At 68.2% G+C, this 19966-nt stretch carries 19 protein-coding genes; 8 read left to right on the top strand and 11 right to left on the bottom strand.

From position 1 onward, the window contains the following. On the top strand, positions 1-961 hold a 961-nt coding region (locus tag ACTHNQ_RS02825; protein WP_440330909.1), incomplete at its 5' end, for a glycosyltransferase. A gap of 169 nt (positions 962-1130) precedes the next feature. Here the strand turns inward: ACTHNQ_RS02825 and ACTHNQ_RS02820 are convergent. The 3 genes from ACTHNQ_RS02820 to ACTHNQ_RS02810 form a co-directional block, all read right to left on the bottom strand. Further along, the gene (locus ACTHNQ_RS02820) at positions 1131-2024 is read right to left on the bottom strand and encodes a response regulator transcription factor (RefSeq protein ID WP_440330908.1); all 894 of its coding nucleotides are present in this window, start codon (positions 2022-2024) and stop codon (positions 1131-1133) included. Positions 2025-2141: 117 nt separating this feature from the next. Further along, entirely contained in the window at positions 2142-3140 is a 999-nt protein-coding gene (locus tag ACTHNQ_RS02815) for a glycoside hydrolase family 6 protein (protein ID WP_440330907.1), read from the bottom strand. A gap of 29 nt (positions 3141-3169) precedes the next feature. Then, positions 3170-3619: a hypothetical protein gene (locus ACTHNQ_RS02810; RefSeq protein WP_440330906.1), complete on the bottom strand. Its 450-nt coding sequence runs from the start codon at positions 3617-3619 to the stop codon at positions 3170-3172. Positions 3620-3726: 107 nt separating this feature from the next. On the opposite strand from ACTHNQ_RS02810, the gene ACTHNQ_RS02805 reads away from it, so the two are divergent. After that, complete coding sequence (locus ACTHNQ_RS02805; RefSeq protein WP_440330905.1) at positions 3727-4446, top strand: endonuclease/exonuclease/phosphatase family protein; 720 nt, start codon at positions 3727-3729, stop codon at positions 4444-4446. Positions 4447-4470: 24 nt separating this feature from the next. On the opposite strand, the gene ACTHNQ_RS02800 is transcribed toward ACTHNQ_RS02805, so the two are convergent. After that, complete coding sequence (locus ACTHNQ_RS02800; RefSeq protein ID WP_440330904.1) at positions 4471-5325, bottom strand: hypothetical protein; 855 nt, start codon at positions 5323-5325, stop codon at positions 4471-4473. Positions 5326-5427: 102 nt separating this feature from the next. On the opposite strand from ACTHNQ_RS02800, the gene ACTHNQ_RS02795 reads away from it, so the two are divergent. The 3 genes from ACTHNQ_RS02795 to ACTHNQ_RS02785 all read left to right on the top strand — a co-directional run bounded on the left by ACTHNQ_RS02795 (position 5428) and on the right by ACTHNQ_RS02785 (position 9496). After that, entirely contained in the window at positions 5428-5871 is a 444-nt protein-coding gene (locus ACTHNQ_RS02795) for a VanZ family protein (RefSeq protein WP_440330903.1), read from the top strand. A 225-nt stretch (positions 5872-6096) separates the two neighbouring features. Next, positions 6097-8073 carry a DUF4012 domain-containing protein gene (locus ACTHNQ_RS02790; protein WP_440330902.1) on the top strand — a complete coding sequence of 659 codons (1977 nt, stop codon included), beginning with the start codon at positions 6097-6099 and terminating at the stop codon, positions 8071-8073. Between the two features lie 31 nt (positions 8074-8104). Further along, positions 8105-9496 carry a PqqD family peptide modification chaperone gene (locus ACTHNQ_RS02785; protein ID WP_440330901.1) on the top strand — a complete coding sequence of 464 codons (1392 nt, stop codon included), beginning with the start codon at positions 8105-8107 and terminating at the stop codon, positions 9494-9496. Between the two features lie 42 nt (positions 9497-9538). Here the strand turns inward: ACTHNQ_RS02785 and lepB are convergent, their stop codons facing one another. From lepB to ACTHNQ_RS02770, 3 genes are read right to left on the bottom strand one after another with little or no spacing between them, the layout of a single operon-like run. Further along, the gene (lepB, locus tag ACTHNQ_RS02780; RefSeq protein ID WP_440330900.1) at positions 9539-10255 is read right to left on the bottom strand and encodes a signal peptidase I; all 717 of its coding nucleotides are present in this window, start codon (positions 10253-10255) and stop codon (positions 9539-9541) included. A 9-nt stretch (positions 10256-10264) separates the two neighbouring features. Next, positions 10265-11665, bottom strand: coding sequence for a polysaccharide biosynthesis tyrosine autokinase (locus ACTHNQ_RS02775; RefSeq protein ID WP_440330899.1), 1401 nt, complete (start codon positions 11663-11665; stop codon positions 10265-10267). A gap of 34 nt (positions 11666-11699) precedes the next feature. After that, entirely contained in the window at positions 11700-12200 is a 501-nt protein-coding gene (locus tag ACTHNQ_RS02770; RefSeq protein ID WP_440330898.1) for a hypothetical protein, read from the bottom strand. 433 nt (positions 12201-12633) lie between these two features. On the opposite strand from ACTHNQ_RS02770, the gene ACTHNQ_RS02765 reads away from it, so the two are divergent. Then, complete coding sequence (locus ACTHNQ_RS02765; protein WP_440330897.1) at positions 12634-13110, top strand: hypothetical protein; 477 nt, start codon at positions 12634-12636, stop codon at positions 13108-13110. A gap of 2 nt (positions 13111-13112) precedes the next feature. On the opposite strand, the gene ACTHNQ_RS02760 is transcribed toward ACTHNQ_RS02765, so the two are convergent. The 3 genes from ACTHNQ_RS02760 to ACTHNQ_RS02750 form a co-directional block, all read right to left on the bottom strand. Then, positions 13113-14111 carry a nucleotidyltransferase family protein gene (locus tag ACTHNQ_RS02760; RefSeq protein WP_440330896.1) on the bottom strand — a complete coding sequence of 333 codons (999 nt, stop codon included), beginning with the start codon at positions 14109-14111 and terminating at the stop codon, positions 13113-13115. A 61-nt stretch (positions 14112-14172) separates the two neighbouring features. Further along, complete coding sequence (locus tag ACTHNQ_RS02755; RefSeq protein ID WP_440330895.1) at positions 14173-14832, bottom strand: hypothetical protein; 660 nt, start codon at positions 14830-14832, stop codon at positions 14173-14175. A gap of 145 nt (positions 14833-14977) precedes the next feature. Further along, positions 14978-15655 carry a helix-turn-helix domain-containing protein gene (locus tag ACTHNQ_RS02750; RefSeq protein WP_440330894.1) on the bottom strand — a complete coding sequence of 226 codons (678 nt, stop codon included), beginning with the start codon at positions 15653-15655 and terminating at the stop codon, positions 14978-14980. 418 nt (positions 15656-16073) lie between these two features. On the opposite strand from ACTHNQ_RS02750, the gene ACTHNQ_RS02745 reads away from it, so the two are divergent. After that, on the top strand, positions 16074-16229 hold the full coding sequence (locus ACTHNQ_RS02745) for a hypothetical protein (protein WP_440330893.1): 156 nt from the start codon (positions 16074-16076) through the stop codon (positions 16227-16229). Between the two features lie 57 nt (positions 16230-16286). On the opposite strand, the gene ACTHNQ_RS02740 is transcribed toward ACTHNQ_RS02745, so the two are convergent. Beyond that, positions 16287-17597, bottom strand: coding sequence for a UDP-glucose dehydrogenase family protein (locus ACTHNQ_RS02740; RefSeq protein ID WP_440330892.1), 1311 nt, complete (start codon positions 17595-17597; stop codon positions 16287-16289). A gap of 316 nt (positions 17598-17913) precedes the next feature. On the opposite strand from ACTHNQ_RS02740, the gene ACTHNQ_RS02735 reads away from it, so the two are divergent. Beyond that, complete coding sequence (locus ACTHNQ_RS02735) at positions 17914-19935, top strand: acyltransferase family protein (protein ID WP_440330891.1); 2022 nt, start codon at positions 17914-17916, stop codon at positions 19933-19935. Positions 19936-19966: the final 31 nt, after the last annotated feature.

Raw genomic sequence — 19966 nt, 5'->3', positions numbered from 1 at the left:
GATCTCGGCGATCTACTCGATCGACGACCGTCCGATCAAGGGCGGCATCGCGAAGTTCCTGATCACGGGTCAGCGCGCGCAGTTCGCCGCGTTCAACCTGCACAACCTGCTGCGGGGCCGCAACATGGCGGTGCTCGGCGGCCAGTTCTCGATCTTCTCGACGCAGGCGCTGCGCGAGGTCATGAAGGGCAACCACCAGTCCACTCCGTGGGTCAAGGACTCCGAGGTCGAGGACTCGCTGCTGTCGCTCCAGATCAAGAGCGCGGGCTACCTCACCAAGATCAGCCCGTTCGCGCGCGCCGACGTCGGCGGGATGACCACGCTGCGGGCGCTCGACGCACAGCAGGTCAAGTGGACCTACGGCGCGATCGAACTGATGTGGCCCGGTCAGCGCGGCGACACCAAGGGGCAGCCGTTCCACCCCAACCTTCGGGTGCGGTGGCTCGAGAACTTCGGCATGCTGACGAACCTGTTCGTGCGCGCGGCGTTCGTGCTGCTGCTGGCGGGGTCGCTGTCGATCGGCGCGTTCGTCTTCTCGCCGTGGTGGCTGCTGCCTCCGGCCGTCGCGATCGCGCTGAACACGCGCATGGCGCTGACCATGGGCAACCGCAACGCGCGCGACATCCTCTTCGCCGTCACGCTCGTGCCCGCCGAGATCTACATGTGGCTGCGCCTGAGCTACTTCGCCCGGTCGTGGACGCGGTTCCTGTCGCGCAAGAAGGTCGACAACTGGGCCATGCAGGCCAAGGCGGAGCGCGGTGCCGGTATCGGCCACTGGACGCCGTTGATCGTCGTGGTCGCTGTGGTGATCGCCACGGCCGTGATCTGGTCGATGCTCGGCCCGATGGTGCAGTCCACCATCCTGTGGATCGGCTGGCCGATCGTGGGTGTCGTGACAGTGCTGCAGACGCTGTCCATGTTCTTCAAGCTCATCCGTCGACAGCACGGATACAAGGTCTGACCCGTACCCGAAACGGGTCGGAACTGGGGAAAGGCGCCGTGGGTCTGGGGACCTCGGCGTCGGGGGAGGAAAGCGGGGGTGACCGTCTGGGGAGGCGGCCACCCCCGGGGCCGCCGGTGAGGCGTCCGCTCGTGTGGGGCGGGCGGGCGCCTCTCGGCGCGGTGGCCCGTCAGGCCGATTCGGCCGTGAGGCGGTATCCGACGCCGCGCACGGTCTCGATGTACCGCGGGTTCGCGGCGCTCTCGCCCAGCTTGCGGCGCAGATTCGTCATGTGCGCCTCGACGGCGCGCTTGTCGGCATCTCCGACGTAGTAGCTCGTGACGTACGACTCGCCGCGGAGGACCAGCGTGAGGTCGGCCTTGCTGCGCACCCGGCGCTTGGACTCGAGCAGGGTCGCGAGCAGATCGAACTCGGTGCGCGTCAGCTCGAGCTCGTCGTCGCCGATGAGGGCGACGCGGTTCTCCGGATGCAGCCGCAGATCCCTGTGGCCGAGCCATCCGCCGTCGGCGTCGCCGTCGAACGCCGCGATCTCCGAGCCGGTCTGGCCCTCGGGGGCGAGCGAGACGGCTGCACCCTCGACGACGGGCACGAGCGGGGCCGCGGCGGCGGCGCGTGCCGCAGGGAAGGAAGGTCCCACGTCGCCCTGCGACGCCTGGGGCGGGGCGGCCGTCGCCGGTACGCCGCGTGACCGCCGCAGCAGCGCCTCGACACGCGCCCGCAGTTCGCGCGGCCGGAACGGCTTGAGCAGATAGTCGTCGGCGCCGGCGCCGAGCCCCGCGATCACGTCGGCCTCGTCGCTCAGGCCGGTCAGCATGATGATGAACGTGTCGGACTGTGCGCGGATGCGCTTGGCCGCCTCGATGCCGTCGATTCCCGGCATCGTGACGTCGATCGTCGTGAGCAGCGGCTTGTACGTGAGGACGGCGCGCACGCCGTCGATGCCGTTGCCCACCGAAACGGTCGAGAAGCCTGAGGACTCGAGCACCTCGGCGAGGATGTGGCGGATCTCGGGATCGTCCTCGATGATGACCGCGGTCTTCAACTCGTCGGCAGGGGTGCTCATGCGTTCTCTTTCAGGCGAAGGCCACGGCTGCGCCGATTGCCGACCCCAGCCGCGGCCCCCGACGCATGCGCAAAGTACTCCCGATGCTACACACCGGTACGAAACGACCGGACGGAATCAGCCCCCGACGGCGTCTTTCGTGAGCTCGATCGCCGCTTCCGGCCACCACTGCCCGGCCGGGGGGCCGCCGTTGCACTCGCCGTCGCTCTCGCCCGGCGGCTTCACCCACAGGTTGGTGTCGACGACGTCATCGCCGAGCGTACCGCCGGGTTCGCCGACGCGGCGTCCGGGCGGATTGCACCACTCGCCGTTCGAGCCTGCCCCGTTGCGCGAGGTGTCGATGATCGCGTGCATGCCGTCCAGCTCGGCGGCGACGTCGTGGGCGTACGCGACCTCGTCGGCGGTCGCCATGAAGTTCGACACGTTCGTGACGAACCCGCGGATGCCGCGGCCTCCCTCTGCCCGTGACGCCTGGTCGACCTCACCGATCAGTGCCGCCATCCGGTCGGCGGGCAGCCAGTCCGAGTGCCCGCCGTCGACGTAGATCCAGGTCCTGTCCGATGCGATCGCCCCCACCGCGTCCGAGAGCTGAGCGATACGCTCCGACTCGTTGCCGCACTCGGGGGCGAGAGCCAGGCTGTCGGGCTCCAGCAGCACGATCGGCGACGTGTCGGCGGCATCCCGCAGCGCATCCCCGATCGCCCGCGTCCAGTCGGAGTACCCGTCCGGGTCGAGACCGCCCGCCGAATGTCCCCCGCAGTCGCGGCCCGGCAGACCGTAGACGACCACCGCGACGCGTGCGGACTGCGCTCTCGCCTCAGCCGCGAGCCCTGCGATGCGGTCGCCGACCGCGTCGACCGGGTCGGCCTCGGGTGTCAGCCACACGGCGGTCGGCTGCGCACCGAGGTACCGGGCCGCCTCGAGCTCGGCGCTCCCGGCCGGGGCATCGGCGGCGGCGGCGCGCGCCTTCGAGCTCTCGGAAGCCACGACCTTGGTGCCGCGGGCAGGGGGATGCGGCCCCTGCGTGGCGCCCACGAGGATGACGGTCACCACGACGATCACGACGGCGAACCCGGCCACGGCCAGGAGCGTCAGGGTTCGGCGTGAGAGGGCCATGCAGCCGACTCTACGAGAGCGGCTCCGCCTCAGGCCGTGCGCGGCCGCGTGGCGCCCAGACGAGCCGGCGCCGTGCGGCGCGCCGGGCGCCCGCGTCCGCCGGTGCGCGCCGTCTGCGAGCCGATCAGCTCCAGCAGCGCGGCGGCCAGCGGGCTCGCGGACGAGGCCTCGGTCTCGAACGCGTCGGCGACGACCGTGGCGGCCCGCTCGAACTCATGCGCCGTGTCGAGGGCGGCCTGCCGGTCAGCGACCGCACGCGCCGCGGCGGCGTACTCGCCGCGCAGACGAGCGCGCTCGGCCTCGTCGACGCCGGCGCGGCGCGCGGTGCGCTCCAGCGCATCGGCGGCGCGCGACCGAACGGCGACGGCCAGGCGCAGCGCGCGCTCAGCCTCTTCGCGGGACGTCCGGCTCGCGCCGACCGCCTCGGCGAGGTCGGTGCGCACGTCGCTCACGGACGGCGGAGTGGATGCTGCCGACATGGGATCCTCCAGGTTCGATGTGACGAACACCTAGAGACGCGGCATCCACTTTTCGTACATGGAATCCACACCCCACGGAAAGGCGTTCGGCATAGGCTGGCAGCGACATGAAGGTCATCTCGTACAACCTGCGCAAGCATCGCGCGGCGGGGGAGCTCGTCCACCTCGTCGAGCGCTACGGAGCGGACGCCCTGTGCCTGCAAGAAGCCGACACCAGTGACATCCCCGACGAGATCGCAGGGCTGCGGCTCGCCGATTCCACGCAGCGCAACCGCCTCGGTCTCGCCGTGTACTACCGCGAGAACACCTATCGGGCGGTCGACGTCAGGGCCCTGGCGCTGAAGAAGTCGCTCCACGACCGCGTGCTGAAACCCGCCGAGGAACGCCTGCTCGGAGTGCGGCTGCACGACATCGACGAGAACCACGACGTGATCATCGCGTCGTTCCACGCCGCCCCGCTCACCGCCCTCAACTCGCTGCGGCGGCACCAGATCCGCACTGCGCTCGCCGAGCTGCAGCAGCTGGGCGACGGCGTGCCCGCCATCATGGTCGGCGACTACAACTACCCGGTCTTCAAAGAGCGGCTGGGCCAGCACGTCCGCGATCAGGGATACGAGCTGAACCTTAGCGACTCCCGCACCTACACGCGCTACCGCTTCTTCCGCGGGCACTACGACTTCGCCACCTCGGTGGGCTTCGAGATCGACCGCGTCCGCACCCTGCCGCAGGGACTCAGCGACCACCTTCCGATCCTCGTGACCGCGCGCCCGGCCCCGGGCGTCCAGCGGACCGTGGAGATCGCCGAGGCCGAGACGGGTGCCGCATAGGCGCCGGCGTGGTGGTGGTCCGGTTCAGCCCGCGATGATCGAGGGGTCGGGGTCCGACCACTTCTCGACGCCCTGCACGACCCAGAACGCGAAGAACAGGGCGAGCGCCGCGGTCTCGACGATGAGGACGACCGGGATGCCGGAGGCATCCGTCTGCGGCAGCAGCACCGCGTACGCCACGAGCAGCACGATGAGTCCCGCCGCGATCACGCCGTAGAGAACCCGGAACACCGGCGACGGCGCCGGTCCCCGCCGCGGGAACGCATTGCGCACCGCGGCCGCCGCGAACAGCCCGAAGAAGGCTGTGGTCGCCACGACGTGCGCGTGCTGCAGGAACGCATCGCGCGCGAGGGCCCAGGTCAGCGTGACCGCGGCGAGCACGACCACCGCGATCAGGAGCGACGGCCACACCCGGGCGAGCGACACCTGCCTCAGCGCCGCCAGCACGAGGGCGACGAGCACGACCAGCCCGCCGAGCGCGAGGTAGACGAACACTCCGTTCGCGGCATCCGCCTCGAACTGCGGCGGAAAGCAGCGAGCCGTCCCGGAGCACTCGACCGCGATGCCCGGCACGGATCCCGGCGCGATCGTCGTCGGCACGAACGCGATCAGCGGCGCGAAGAGGGCCGCTGCGTCGAACAGCGCGCGCTCGACACCGCGCCCCGACAGGGCGAAGAGAGCCAGGGATGCCGCAACCAGCGCACCCACGAACACGTTCCGTGCGGGGGTGTAGAAGTAGTCGCTGATCGAGGTGAGCCAGCCGTACGCGGTCGCCGCCTGGGCGACCGCGAGCAGGATCGCCACGACCGTGCCGGCGACGCCGATGCGCAGGTACCGGTAAGTGCGTTCCAGGGAGGTGGTGCGGCTCGGTGCAGTCACGCCCGTCACGATATCCGGCGTAGACTCACGGGTGCATTGCGCGGCACCGGCGCGGCGCCCCACTGAGGGAAAGGCCGTCATATGTCCGCTTCTCGGAGGCTGGTGACGACCATCCCGCTGCTTGCGGTCTATGGGGTCGTGCTCGCACTCATCGCCTTCTGGCCGGTCCCGGTCGACCGAGGGGCGACGGGCATGCTGCGTGGCCTCGCGAGGTTCGTGCCGGTGCTCACGTACGACCGCGTCGAGTTCGGTGCCAACGTGTTGCTCTTCGTGCCGCTCGGTGTCCTGCTCGCGGTGGCGATGCCCCGGCGGAGGGTGTTCCTCGTGCCGTTCGCCCTCTTGTTGAGCGGAGCGATCGAAGCCGGGCAGGCGATCTTCCTGGACGAGCGCACGGCGACGTTCCGAGACATCGTCGCGAACACCATCGGGGCCACCATCGGACTCGTGATCGTCCTGGTCGCCGAGCGGGTCTCGTCAGGCGCCGTAGTAGTAGCGGACCGAACTCCGCGAGCCGATGACGGCGAGGGCGTAGAAGGCGAGAGGTAGGCAGACGGCCACAACCAGGGTGGCGAGGGCGATGGTCATACAGGCACGCAGCAAGGGGATCACGTTCGGGGAGGTGACGCGGGGCCCCTCAAGCCTAAGAGCCGGGCACCTCCGGTTCCACGGCATCTTGTCCCCTCTTCGGGGGACAAAGCGCCGTGCTCGGGTGGGGCGGCCCCGCAGAGAAGTCGCGGTGATCTCTCAAGAACCGCCCGCTAGCATGGCACCGTGCAACCCGAAGATGCGCCGGCAGGCCGCGAGAACTCGCCGCGTCGTCGTGCCCGTGAGGCCACGGCTCAGGCGGAGGGCCCGCTGGTGGCATCCGACCGGCCGCGAGACCCGGGAGAACCGGCGCCCGCCCCGGGCCCGCCGCGACGCCGGAAGCGCCGCGTGTGGCCGTGGGTCGTGCTCGGCATCATCGTGCTGCTGCTGATCGTGGGTGCGATCGCCGGCGTGCTGGCGATGCAGTTCTTCGCCGAGGCGAAGGTCGCACGGTCGGCGCTGGAGAAGGCGAAGACCGGGATCTCGTCTCTGAACGCGCAGTTGGGGTCGGACGATCCGGCCAAGCTGCAGGCGACCGCTGACGACATCACCGCCAACGTCAAGCTCGCCGCCGACACGGTCGACGGTCCGCTCTGGGACTTCGCTGCCCGCGTCCCCTTCGTCGGTCAGAACGTCGACGCCGTGCAGCGGGTGACGCGGGCGGTCGACGTGCTCGTCGTGCGGGCGCTCCCGCCCGGGATGCAGTTCATGTCGACGGTCGACCTCGACAAGCTCACCGTCGAGGGCGGGGGCATTAACCTCGAGCCCTTCCGTCAGGTGCAGGGTTCGATCCCCGAGATCGCGGGGGCCTTCGCCGACGCCGAGGCTCTCGTTGCGCCGATCGACCGCACGTCGCTGCTGCCCGAGGTGGCCGAGCCCATCGCCGACATCCTCGACGTCATCGACGATGCCGCACCGGCGCTCGCCGTCGCGGACAAGTACCTGCCGACCCTGCTCGACATCGCGGGGTCCGGCGGGACCAAGACGTACCTCCTGGTGTTCCAGAACAACGCCGAGATACGGGCCACCGGCGGCAACCCCGCCTCGACGATGATCGTCACCATGACGGACGGGAAGCTCGGCTATGCGGACCAGGCGACGTCCGCGACGTTCTACGAGGCGGGCACGCAGGGCAACGAGTACATCTCGCTGCCGCCCGAGACCACCGGGCTCTACCTGCCGACACTGACGCGGCACAACCAGGACTACAACTTCACGCCCGACTTCCCGACGACGGCACAGCTCTTCCAGGCGATCTTCGCCGACACCACGGGGGCCCACTTCGACGGCGTGATCTCGATCGACCCCGTTGTGCTCGCCAACATGCTGGCGGTGGCGGGTCCCCTGACGCTCAACACAGGGCAGCAGCTGACCGCTGAGAACGCCGTGAAGGTGCTGCTGAGCGACTCGTACGAGATCTACCCCAACGGTGCGGAATCGGATGCCTTCTTCACCGACACCGCCAAGCGGGTCTTCGACCACCTCACGACGTCGTCGTGGGACCCGCTCAAGATGCTCGACGCACTGAAGCTGTCGGCGCAGGAGCAGCGGGTCTATCTCTCGTTCACTGACCCCGCAGCGCAGGCACTCGCGACCGAATTCGGCGTCGACGGAGCGCTCCAGGCCGACAACAGCGCTCGGACGCAGATCGGCATGTACCTCAACGACTCGTCGGTCGGCAAGCTCGAATACCACCTCACGTCGGCCGTCTCGGCGACGTGTGATGCCGGCGCGCGCACGGTCACCACGACGATGACGCTCCACAACGGCATCACCGACGACATCAAGAGTGAATACACGCTGGGCTTGCGCAACGGCAGCTACGGCATTCCGAACACGACGATGATGCTCGACGTGCTGTATTTCGCCCCTCCCGGTGCGCAGATCACTTCGACCACCCCGTCGCGCGGCGAGGTGAGGAACTGGGAGCGCACCGGCACCGAGAAGAACAACACCGCGGTGAGTCACACCGTGTTCGTGCCGAAGGACAAGACCGTCACCGTCTCGTACACCGTCGCGCTGCCCCAGGGTGATCTCGGTCCACTCGATCTGCGGTTCACGCCGACGGCGAATGCCACGCCGGTCACCATCGATTCGAGCTGCGACGCGCTGTTCCCCCCGACCGCTGATGGTCAGGCGGCCTCCGCGGCTTCACACGGCTGAGGCGCCCTCCGCGCGACGCTACAGTGAGTGCGTGCCTCGCAACCTGACGGTAGCCGCACTGGGGGACGTCGTGCGGATCGATCTCTCACGACTCACGGAGGACGACGCTCGCGCGGTGGAGGAGGCCTGGCGCGATGCGCTCGCTCCTGACGTCGACGCGGCGGGATCCGACCGCCCTTCCGTGACGGCGCTCACAGATGTCTCCCGCGAGGTGATGCTCTCGGATCTGTCGCAACGGGTGACGCTCGCTGCCATCGAGAATGCCCGCGGACGGCTGTGGATGCTCCACGCCGCCGGTGTGGCCCTCGATGACGGGCGCGTCGTCGTGCTCGTAGGCCCCTCGGGCCGTGGCAAGACGACGGCGTCGCGCGTGCTGGGCCGTCACTACGGGTACGTCTCGGACGAGACCATCGCGATCGGGCCTGGTGGCAGCATCCGTCCCTATCGCAAGCCTCTCTCGGTGATCGAACGGCAGGACGCCCCCAAGACGCAGCTCGCGCCGAGCGGGTTGTCGCTCAGGTCGCTCCCCGACGTCCCGCTGCGGCTTGCCGCGATCGTCCTGCTCGACCGCCGACCGGATGCCGTCGACGATGCGATCGTCGAGCCGGTCGACCTCGGCGACGGGCTCAGCGAGATCGTCGCCCAGACGAGCTATCTTCCTGCGCTGCCCGAGCCACTGCGCACCATTGCTGCACACATCGCCGCGGTGGGCGGCATCCGACGCGTGATCTATCGAGAAGCAGACTCGCTGGTGCCGCTGATCCCCGCCATCGCCGACGCGGCCGCACCCGAGCCGGCACCTCGCGAGGCCGCGACCGCGGATCGGCGGTCGACGAGCCTTCGCGGCGGGGTGTACACGCGTACAGCGAGCGACGACGCGATCGACCTCGAGGATCCCGAGCGCATAGCGCTGCTCCACGTCGACGCCGAAGGGCAGGGTACGGTCCGGGTCATCGCCGGCATCGCGCCGGCGCTCTGGCGTGCCGCCGGCGCGTCCACGATCGAACAGTTGACGGATGCCGCGGTGCAGGCATACGGGGCACCCGAGTCCGGCGACGCCGCCGCCGCCGTCGCCGCCGCGGCCGGCGACCTGGTCGTCGAGGGGGTGCTGTCATTCGCCGAAGATCCTCGATGGGGGATCTCGGATGCCGTCGCCTGGGTCGACAGCGGTGACCGCGCCATGGTGCTCGATCTGAAGGATGCGAGGGGAGTCCCTGAGGCGCTGGAAGGGTCGGCGGCGCTCATCTGGTTTGCCGTGGCCGAAGGCGGCGCTGATGGAACCGGCCTGACCGCGGGTGGGATCGTGGCGCAGGTCGCGGCCGAGGCCGGGGTCGACGCCGGGACGGTCGAGCCCGACGTGCTCGCGTTCCTCGGCGAGCTGCTCGACCGCGGCTGGGTGGCCCCGCGGGTCCTCGGCAGCTGAGCTCGTCGACGTGCTTCGGGCGCACCTGCGCGGGCCCGTGCCTCAGAGGCCTGTCCAGCGGTTCACGGGCCAGAGGATGACAGCCGCTTTGCCGATGATCCCGGCGTCGGTGGCCCAGCGCCAGCAATCTTCGGCCGCAGTCGCGCTGCGGCACCGAGCGGCGGAGTCCGACGACTCGGTGCGGTTGTCGCCGAGCACCAGGTAGGACCCTTCAGGCACGGTGACCTCGTCGAAGCACCTCGGCGACCGCGCCGGCGTGGTGCAGTCCATCACCCCGGGCTGGAAGGGGAAGTCGTTGGACACGTAGGGCTCATCGAGGGGTTCGCCGTCGACGAGGACGGCACCGTCATCGGAGCAGCACTTCACCGTCTGGCCGGGCGCGCCGATGACGCGCTTGACCAGTGTGTGAGGGCCGGACGGGCCGAACCCGCTGACCTCCCCCAGCCACCGCAGGGCCGCTTTCAGAGGATTCTCCGCCGCGACGGTCTCTTGGTCCCACGCTGCGTCGGCGTCGAAGACCACGACGTCGCCGGTGGCTGGTTCGGAGCCGACGTACGCGAGCCGGTTGACGAGAATGCGGTCGCCGGGCTGGAGGGTGTTCTCCATGGAGCCGGACGGCACCCAGTACGGTTTCGCGACGAAGGTCAGCAGCATGCCGAAGACCACGAATGCCGCGATGAGGTGGAACCATGTGCTGCCGGTGATCCGTCTCCACCACGCGCGTGAGGGCGGGGTGGCAGACGGAGCAGGTGGCGTCACAGGAACACCCTATGCGTGGGAGACGATCCTTTGTTCCGAGGTCGCGGTGTACTCGCCGGTGTACTGGTAGCCGTAATAGCCGGCCTGGCCACCCGTGCGCGGGACCTTGTTGAGAACCACGCCGAGAGGTCGTGCGCGCGCCCTGCCGAGATTCTCGAGCGATCTGCTCATCATGTCGAAGGTCGTCTTGCCCGCGGAGACGACGAGCACGGCTCCGTCGGCGTTGTTGGCGAGCACCGCCGCGTCGGTCACAGGCAGCACCGGCGGCGAGTCGATGATGACGAACGCCTGCTTCGACAACTGCTCGATGAGCTCGCGCATCTTGCGGGAGCCCAGCACCTCGCTCGGATTCGGAGGCGTGCGGCCTGCGGCGAGGACGACGAGGTTTCGCGTGGCATCCGCGATCTGCGCCACGTCCGCGACAGTCGCCCTGCCCGTCAGCACGTCCGTCAGTCCAGCGCCCTCGGGGAGGTTGAACAGCGATGCCACCATCGGTCGACGCAGGTCGGCGTCGATGAGCACCACCTGCTCGCCCGACGCGGCGATGCTGAGAGCGAGGTTGGCGGCGATCGTGGACTTGCCGTCACCGGGGATCGGGCTGGTCACCACGATCGCGCGAGGCGGGTCGTCGATGTCGATGAAGCGCAGGTTCGTCCGGAGCTCCCGCGTCGCCTCGGCGAGCGGGCTCGACGCCTCGGCCCGGCCGCTGAACGTGAGCACCTTGCGGTGACCCGAGAGCTCTCTGACGGCCGGAAGCGTGCCGATCACCGACACCCCCGACGCCCGTTCGATGTCGCGCGGATGCCGGACACGCAGGTCGAGGACGTGCCGCAGCACCGCATAGCCGATGCCGAGCGCGAAGCCGACGAGAGCGCCGACCGCCAGGGCGAGCTTGGTGTTCGGCGACGACGGCGCCGTCGGAAGGCGTGCCGAGTCCCCGGGCACGACGGTGACTGCGGCCTGACCCTCGCTCGTCTCGAGCTGCCGGATCTCAGAGATCATGCCTCGCAGCCACGACTCGGCGAGGTCGCGCGCTTCGGGTGGGGATGCCGCGTCCGCCGCGACCTTGATCACGACCGTGTCGGCGGGATTGGTGACATCCACCCTGCCGACCAATGACTCTGGAGCCGTCGCGAGACCGAGGTCGTCGATGGCGTACTCCGCGACGGACCGCCAGGCGCCGATCTCGAGATACGACTTCACGACGCTCTGCGCCAGCTGGTCGCCGATCAGCCGTTCACCCGCGTCGCTCGCGCCGTTGGCGGCGTTGACGATCCCGGTGGTCGTCGCCGTGTAGACGCGCGGCTGAGTGAGGATCCATCCCCACGCGGCCACGACGCCGATGAGCGTGAGCATCAGGATGCCCAGCCAGTGCACCCGGACGATCCGAAGGTAATCCCGTAGTTCCATGAAAGCGGGTCTCTCGAGAACGCTGCGCCGTGGCTCAGATCGAGATGGCGGCGCCGTTGAGGAACGTGCCGCTTCGCTCGCCGACCGTGAACCCGGACGCCGAGCCGCCGGCCGTCAGGTGATACGTGTTCTTCCCCTGATTGCCGACCGTCACCGTGAAGACGAAGAAGCCGGTCGCGCCGGGGTCGATGGTCTGTGCGGCCGGCGAGGCCGATACGACGACAGCCGGGGAGTCGGTGGTCGACAGCGATGCGGTGAAGCTCCCGGCAACAGTCCCCGTATTCGTGATCGCGACGGTGACCGAATAGGCGTTGTGGCTGCTGCCCCTGGGTTTGGTCGGGGTATCGGCCGTGATCGATGCCACGACGGCCGTCTTCGTCGTCGGCGTCGGCACCGACGCCGACGCGGCAGGCACGGCGGCGGTCAGAGCGATCGCGGGCGCGGCCCACGCACCGGCTTTCACGAGCTGCCGCCGGCTCAAGCCTCCCGCAGCAACAGCGTTGCCGGCGTGCGCGCGCACAGAATCATCCGTCATCGGAGCCCCCAGGTCTCGTCGATGTGTCCCGGTCCCCACCGGGTTGACGGCACCCACCGCCGTCAGGTGATCGCGATATCCCCAAAGCGACCGAGCTCGACGCTAACAGCGCGGGTCGAGTCGAAATCTTCAAACCGACGGATCTGCCGGTCAGACGTCATGACACGTCGCGAATTGGAGTGGCCACGACGTATTTTGACTTTGCGCAGAGGAATTCATATTGCCTGGCGGTTTCGCACACATTGCGAGTTACGATGGGCTGAGATCGATGGCCTCACCCGACGGCCGCGGCATGTGGGATGCCTGAGGTCGGAGGCCCGAATGATGCTTCGGCATCGCTGGGAAGAAAGTGTCTGAAGAACTTTCGCGTCCGTGGGAGACGCAAACGATTGACGCCCGATTCGCAGGGTCCGAGCGGATCGGCGCACCCGTGATGGAACCGGTCGCCGCGGGTCATGTCGTCATCGACGCCAACTCCGCCGGCTTCACCGTCACCAATGAGTCGCCGACAGACCACTCCGTGCTCATCACTTTGATGGCCCGAGCGCGGGCCACGGATGCTGAGAACGCCCGCATCCGGCTCTTCACCCTGACGTCGCCGGCGTCGCACGCAGGCGTTCTGCGCGTCGCCGATGTCATGGACGATTCGGCCTATGCGCGGCTCTGGCTCGACGACGTCGAGGCGCACGAGCACCCGCGAGGGGGCACGACCGCCACACGCTCCGGCGCGGTCGTCGTGCCGATGCCCTCCGGTGCGTCGTTCCAGCTGACGCACGACCCCGCCGCGCTGCGCGAGGGCGTCGTGGTCGCGGCTGTGGCCGCCATAGGTGACGGGCTCGACGGCACGCTGTTGCCGGTCGATCGCGGGGCGGCGGCATCCATCGGCGAACGGCCCGACCCGCCCGCGTGAGATCACCGGTAGCGCGTGATCGCGCGCACGGCCTGTGGTACGGAACGGATGCCGCGTCCCCACCGTGCCAGCCGGCCGCGGAGGCGCCCGGGCACGGTGTCGGTGGTCTCGGGTCGTGACAGCAGCAGGTGCTCGCGGGTCGGCCAGACGGCTCGCCGCACGACGGCGACGCGCTCGCGTCCGTCGCCGCGACGGAAGGCATCGATCCAGAAGTATGCCCCGTGAGAGCCCGACGCCACGCGCCGGCGCCAACGGACGACTTCTTCGGCCGACCGCTCTGCATCGCTGACCGCGACTTGGACGCCGAGACGCGTGAGGACGTCCTCGAGAGTCGCGGCGCACCCCGTACGCTTCGCGAGCTCAGCCAGTCGCGCACGCTCGGGGCCGTCCAGCTCGATCTGCAGCAGCTCGTCGAGCTCGCGCCTGTGGCGTGGCTCGAGTGCTTTGCCTCGCAGCGAGTGGAGGGCGAGGATGAGCGCCGATCCCAGCCGGTCGGGAACATCGCACAGCCGATGGGCGAACGGCATCTGCACGCGATCGGCCCACAGCGCCTCGAAGACCTCCGCCGGGGGAGCGAGGAAGCCGGGATAGAAGGAATGCACGTCGAGGTCGCACGGCCATCCGTCCCGGATGAAGGTGCGCGAGTGCACGCTCGTGCGCGACGTGATGAAGTCCACCGGACGCTCGTGCCAGCCGGCGGCGACCAACGCGGCGCACAGCGTCGAGAAGCCCGGCGGGTCGACAAGCACATCCACATCCGAGGACGTCCGCTGTGAGCGCAGACCCTGTCGATGGAGTGCCGGCCCTTTCAAGAACAGGATCCTGACGGCGCTATCGCCGGCGAGCCGCTGTACGAAGGCGTGGCCCAATTCGACCGCTTCCCCCAGGCGAAGATCGACGGGCGGGATCACGGGTCCACCATAGTGCACCCCCTCGCAACCGCTGGGGACGGTCGCGAGGGGGCTCTGCTCCCCCCGATCCCGCGGAGATGCTGGGGACATCTCGTGCGGGAAGCCCGCTGCACCTCACGCGGCCGGAGGGCATGCCGCATCGGTGGATCGATCAGAGGATGCCGGCGCCTACCGGAACGGAGATCGTCGACGTCGCGACATAGCTCGTCCCGCCGATGACGAAGGTCGCCGTGACAGGGAAGGTGGCGAGCGCACTGATCGCGACACCCGTGCTGTTGCCGGCGAGGCCGAAGACGATCGGGATGTTCAGTGTGCCGTCGGAGGCGATGGTGAGCGTGATGGTGCGGCTGAACGTCGTCGCCGGGAAGCCGAACTGTCCAACGACGGGGGCGCTCTGGTACGTCGTGGTGCGCTCTCCGGACGTGCTGAGCACGCCATCGAACGAGTACACGCCGAAGCCGCGCGCACGCCCGACCGGGATGTTGATGCCGGCGGGACGACCGACCGCCACGGTCACGACCGTGGTGACGGCGGACAGAGCTCCAGGACCGTTGTCCACCGTCAGTTGTGTGGGGACGGTGACGAGCGCCGTCGCGGTGAGCGTGCCGCCACCGTCGAGAAGGTTGAGCGTGAGCAGCGCCGTCTGCGAGGCCGTGAACGCCAATGCGGCGTTGTTGACCGAGGCCGCTGCGTGCGGCAGGGCAGCGGTGGCTGCGATGACCGGGACCGACCAGGCGGCGGTCTTGATCACGGTGCGGCGGCTGACAGGCTTGGGCGACAAGCCGTCTGTACGAAGGTCGAGGTCGGTCATCGCGTCTCCTTGGCGAGGTCGGCCGAAAGGTGGTTTTGCCATGACTCTGGCGAACCATCGTGCGGCGTGACGCACTGGTGGCGCGAAACGAAAAAGAGCCGTCGCGATGTGATTTCGCGTGTCGCGATTCGCTCGGGGTGCGACGTCAGAGAGAGCGTGCGGCGTGCGGTGTCGGCGCACCGATGGCGTGGAGGCCCCGACGCATGGCCGCTGCGTTCGTGAACCCGGCGTGCGTCGCGATCTGCGACGTGGTCAGGGCGTCGTACTGAGGATCGCGCAGGAGCGAGAGGGCCAGTTCGGCGCGCAGGTTGCGCAGCTCCGCCGCGGGTGAGGTGCCCTCTTTCGCGAAGAGCCGCTGCAGGTGGCGGGTCGACACGTGCAGGTCGCGTGCGAGCTCCTGGAGCCCGTAGTCGGGATCCGCACGGTTCAGCAGCATGAGCATGCGGGCGCGGTGCATCGGGCGCACCGCATGAGATCCCGCGGCGTCCGTCTCTCGATGCTCAAGGAGCACGCCGTAAGCCATCTCGACGAGCAGCCTCTCGACGACGTAATCCGACACGCGGGTCTGGACCTCGGGGCGATGCACCAGAGATTCCGCGAACCCGTGAAGGCCCGCGGCGAGTGCAGTCCGCGGCAGCGCGACCGGATGCTGGGCCGGGGGCACACTCGTGTCGATGACGGAGTCGGTGTCGAGCCAGACCACGGTTGCGAGCGCGTCCGGCGTCCACCGGAGGAGCGCGTTGTGGTTGTTGTGCAGCAGCACGCCGGTCCGCCGTGCGGGCTGGGTCTCACCCAGCGCGAGCCCGCCTTCTGAGGCGAACATGACCGCGGTCAGTGGGCGGTCAGCACGCTGCGCGGTCCATCGCCACGCGGGGGTGCGCACGCGGTGAGCGCTGACAACAGCGGTCCGATACTCCTGCATGCTGACCAGCCCGTGGCCAGTGGCGTCGGGGCCAAGATGCGCAACCAGTGCGCCTCGCAATGCTCCGTTAGGCATATTGTCCGATCACGTCAGATGATGTGGTCGGCCGCAGCTTCATCGCGAGCAGCCTCATGGAATTCTAATGTACGCCGGTCACACCGTCCATCATGTGACGCATTGTCCCGTAAATGCAGGAAATGCGCCGTGGTGCGACGACGTCGCGACAGGTTCTGCCATGACCACCGGTCTCACACTTTGCGGAAACACAAGACACCTAATTTATGTGCACTGCGGGTTTCCAGATCGGAGGGGGTGCCCGATGGGCCGACGAACACGCGCGCGCCATCGTCGCTACGAGGACGCAAAGGAGCCGTTCCTGTTGCGCGAGTTCGGAGGAGCGCCGGTGTGGATGCTCATCGGCGCGATCGTGCTGATCGCCGGTGTGGGAATCTTCGCCCTCTACCACATGATGTGAGCGGGCACCGGGGCGTGGGTTCCGGCGCCGCGCGCCGGGACCCCACACCCCGGATCGTCAGGGGCGGCCCATGCCGTAATAGGACCAGCCCGCGGCTCGCCAGGCGCTGGCGTCGAGGCAGTTGCGGCCGTCGATCACGATGCGTCCTTCGGTGAGGTCGGATGCGTGCTCCGGCGACAGCTCACGGCGGTACTCGTCCCACTCGGTCACCACGATGACGGCATCCGCCCCGCGCAGAGCCTCGTCACGGTCCTCGACATAGTTCAGCTGAGGATGAATCCGTCGAGCGTTCTCGATCGCCGCCGGATCGGTGATCGTGACCCACGCACCGAGACCGTGCAGACGCACGGCGACATCGAGGGCGGGGGAGTCGCGGATGTCGTCACTGTGAGGCTTGAATGCGGCGCCGAGAACGGTGACGTTCCTCTTGAAGACGGAGCCGCCGAGGGCCTCTACCACGAGTTCGACTGCGCGGTCACGCCGACGAAGATTGATGGCGTCGACCTCTCGCAGGAATGCGACGGACTCGCCCCTGCCGAGCTCTTCGGCTCTGGCGGAGAATGCGCGGATGTCCTTGGGCAGACAACCGCCACCGAAGCCGATTCCCGCCCCGAGGAAGCGACGGCCGATGCGCGCGTCGTGGCCGATCGCGTCGGCGAGCTGCGTGACGTCTGCGCCGGTCACCTCGGCGATCTCGGCCATCGCATTGATGAAGGAGATCTTGGTCGCGAGGAACGCGTTCGCGGCAACCTTGACGAGCTCGGCGGTGGGACGGTCGGTGACGATGAAAGGAGTGTTCTTGGCGACCGACAAGTGGTACACCTCGCGCAGAATGTCCGCCGCGCGTTCGCCTTCGGGGCCCTCGGGCACGCCGGCGACGAGGCGGTCAGGGTCGATGGTGTCTTGAACGGCCCATCCCTCCCGCAGGAACTCGGGATTCCAGACGAGCGTGGCGCCGGTCTCTTCGATGCGAGGCGCCAGCCCGGCGCTGGTTCCGACGGGCACGGTCGACTTGCCGGCGACGATATCGCCCGCGGTCAGATACGGAAGAAGACCGTCGACTGCCGCATTCACGTACGTGAGGTCTGCGGCGTAGCCGCCCGCCTGCTGTGGCGTGCCGACGCCGATGAAGTGGACCTTCGCGCCTGCGGCGGCGGACATGTCGGTCGTGAACGTGAGCTTGCCCGACTCGATGCCTGCGGTGAGGATCTCCTGCAGCCCGGGTTCGAAGAAGGGTGCCTCGCCCTTCGAGAGAGAGTCGATCTTGCGGGAGTCGACATCGATGCCGACGACTTCGTGGCCGATCGACGCCATGGCCGCGGCATGCACCGCACCCAGGTAGCCGCAGCCGATCACAGACATGCGCATGGAAGCTCCTTGATTCGCGTCAGGACATCCCACGCCGACGGGCCCTTGGCGGCGAAGATCAATGCACCTTTCTTACCAGAGACGGCCCTAACGTTTTCGTGCCAATTTGGCGCCAAAACGCGACACTCTCGATCGTGTGATCGCGCGTGGTAGCGTGCGGGGCCTCGGGAGCGGGCAGCGGCACCCCAATGCGCGCGGTTACTGTCAGTTTGGGCAATCGACGAGCGGTACGTAGTGCGCCACCCTACGCCGGGCGAGGACCCACGACCCGCAATGCGAAACATGCTCGACTCACCGACCATCTAGGCTCTGCCGCGTGCGAGCACGTCAGGCTGTGAGTGTAGACCCCACGTCGCGATTTCGGACGGATATCCAGGGGCTCCGCGCGATCGCGGTCGGGGCTGTTGTGCTTTACCACGCCGGCGTACCTTTCTTGCCCGGCGGTTACGTCGGTGTTGACATCTTCTTCGTCATCTCTGGATTCTTGATCACAAGCCACCTACTGAGCGGGATCCAGCGGCAGGGAAGGATCCACTTCGCGAGCTTCTACGCCAAGCGCGCTCGACGCATCCTGCCCGCCTCATTCGTCGTCCTCGCACTGTCGGTGGTCGCGGCGCTGATCTGGTATCCGCCGCTCCTTATGAAGCAGGTCTGGATGGGCGCGATCGCGACAGCGCTATATGTCCCGAACTACCTCTTCGCCGCTGAGGGAACGAACTACCTGTCCGAATCGACCCCGTCACTGTTCCAGCATTACTGGTCGCTCGGAGTAGAGGAGCAGTTCTATCTACTGTGGCCCCTGCTCCTCGCGATCGGCTTCGTTCTTGTCAGACGACCTAAGGCGCTGTTCGGGCTCATCGTGTTGATCGTCGGCGCATCGTTTCTCGCTTGCGTAGTCCTCACGTTCCGAGCGCAACCGTGGGCCTTCTTCGCCCTTCCAACCCGTGCGTGGGAGCTCGGTGTCGGTGGCTTGGCGGCATTCCTGCTCACGTACCGACCGGAGTTCGTCGGTGGAGCCACCGCTGCGGTCATCGGGTGGCTCGGCCTCGCGGGGATCATCGGGTCAACGGTGGTGTTCTCGGGTACCACGCAGTTCCCGGGCTACTGGGCTGCTATTCCGGTGCTGTCGACCGCGGCGGTGATCATTGCGGGAGACAGCGCCTCAAAATACTCGCCACACGCGGCGCTGTCGGTACGTCCCATGTTGTGGGTGGGACTCATCTCGTATTCGTTGTACCTCGTCCATTGGCCGCTCCTCCAAGTGCCTCAAGCGGCGGTGGGTTTCGAGAACCCTCTCCCGTTGTGGGCCACGCTCGCCCTCGGAGCTGCGAGCGTGCCGGTCGCCTGGCTCATGTATCGCTTCATAGAGGAGCCAGGGCGCAAAGGAAGGTGGCTTGCCTCGGCTCGGCCCCGTCGTTCGTTGCTCGCGGCCGCCGGCGCCTCTCTCGCAGTGATCGTCATCGCTACGGGAAGCTACGCGTACTCGAACAGCCGACCGTTGAATTCCGGTGAGTCCGCACCCGAGACGTTGGTGGCCACCCCGCCGGAAGTTACGAACTATGTTCCGACGAACATGCATCCCACGCTGCGTGGTGTGGCGGGTGACCAACCCGTGATCTACGCGGACGGTTGCCACCTCGACTTCGCCGACACGAGGCTTGACGACTGCGTCTACGGAGATCCGAGCGCGCCACGAATCGTTCTGTTCGGCGACTCGCATGCGGCCCAATGGTTTCCTGCCCTGCGTGCGTACGCTGAGGCCAACGGTTACAGCCTTGAGAGTCGGACAAAGAGTTCGTGCCCGTCGGTTTCGGCCCCGATCCTTCGCAACCAGGTGCCGTACACGGAGTGCACGAGCTGGCGCGATGCCGTGATCGATCGCATCAACAGTGAGCGCCCCGTACTGGTCGTTCTCGCCAACTACGGGGTCGCCCCCTTGGCCGACCCCGGAGACGACTACGCCGCCGCATGGGGAGCAGCGCTGGGTGCCACGATCGATGCCATCCACACGAGGACGGTGGTTCTCGCGGACACGCCCGATCTGAGGAGCACCCCTTCCGTCTGTCTTTCCGCCAACCTGGACTATGCCGAGGAGTGCGGTCTCCCGCGCGACGAGGCGCTCGACAACCCGGCGCGCGCCGTCGAGAAAGCGACCGCGGCCGAGCACAAGACGCCGTACATCGACCTGACGGACTACATTTGCTCGCCCGACGCCTGCGATCCGATTCTCGGTAACACGCTGGTGTACCGAGACGCACATCACCTCACTGCGACCTACAGTGCGGAACTCTCGACGGAGTTGGGTTCCCGACTCGTTAGCTATCTCGGCGGCAGTTGATCGCCATTGAAGCCGGCGCGGGCCAACGCTG

Origin of the sequence: Microbacterium sp., from assembly GCF_051953575.1 — a bacterium.
GTDB lineage: Bacteria > Actinomycetota > Actinomycetes > Actinomycetales > Microbacteriaceae > Microbacterium.
Note: the sequence above shows the minus strand (reverse complement) of the source record. Positions and strands in the feature narration are given on the sequence as shown.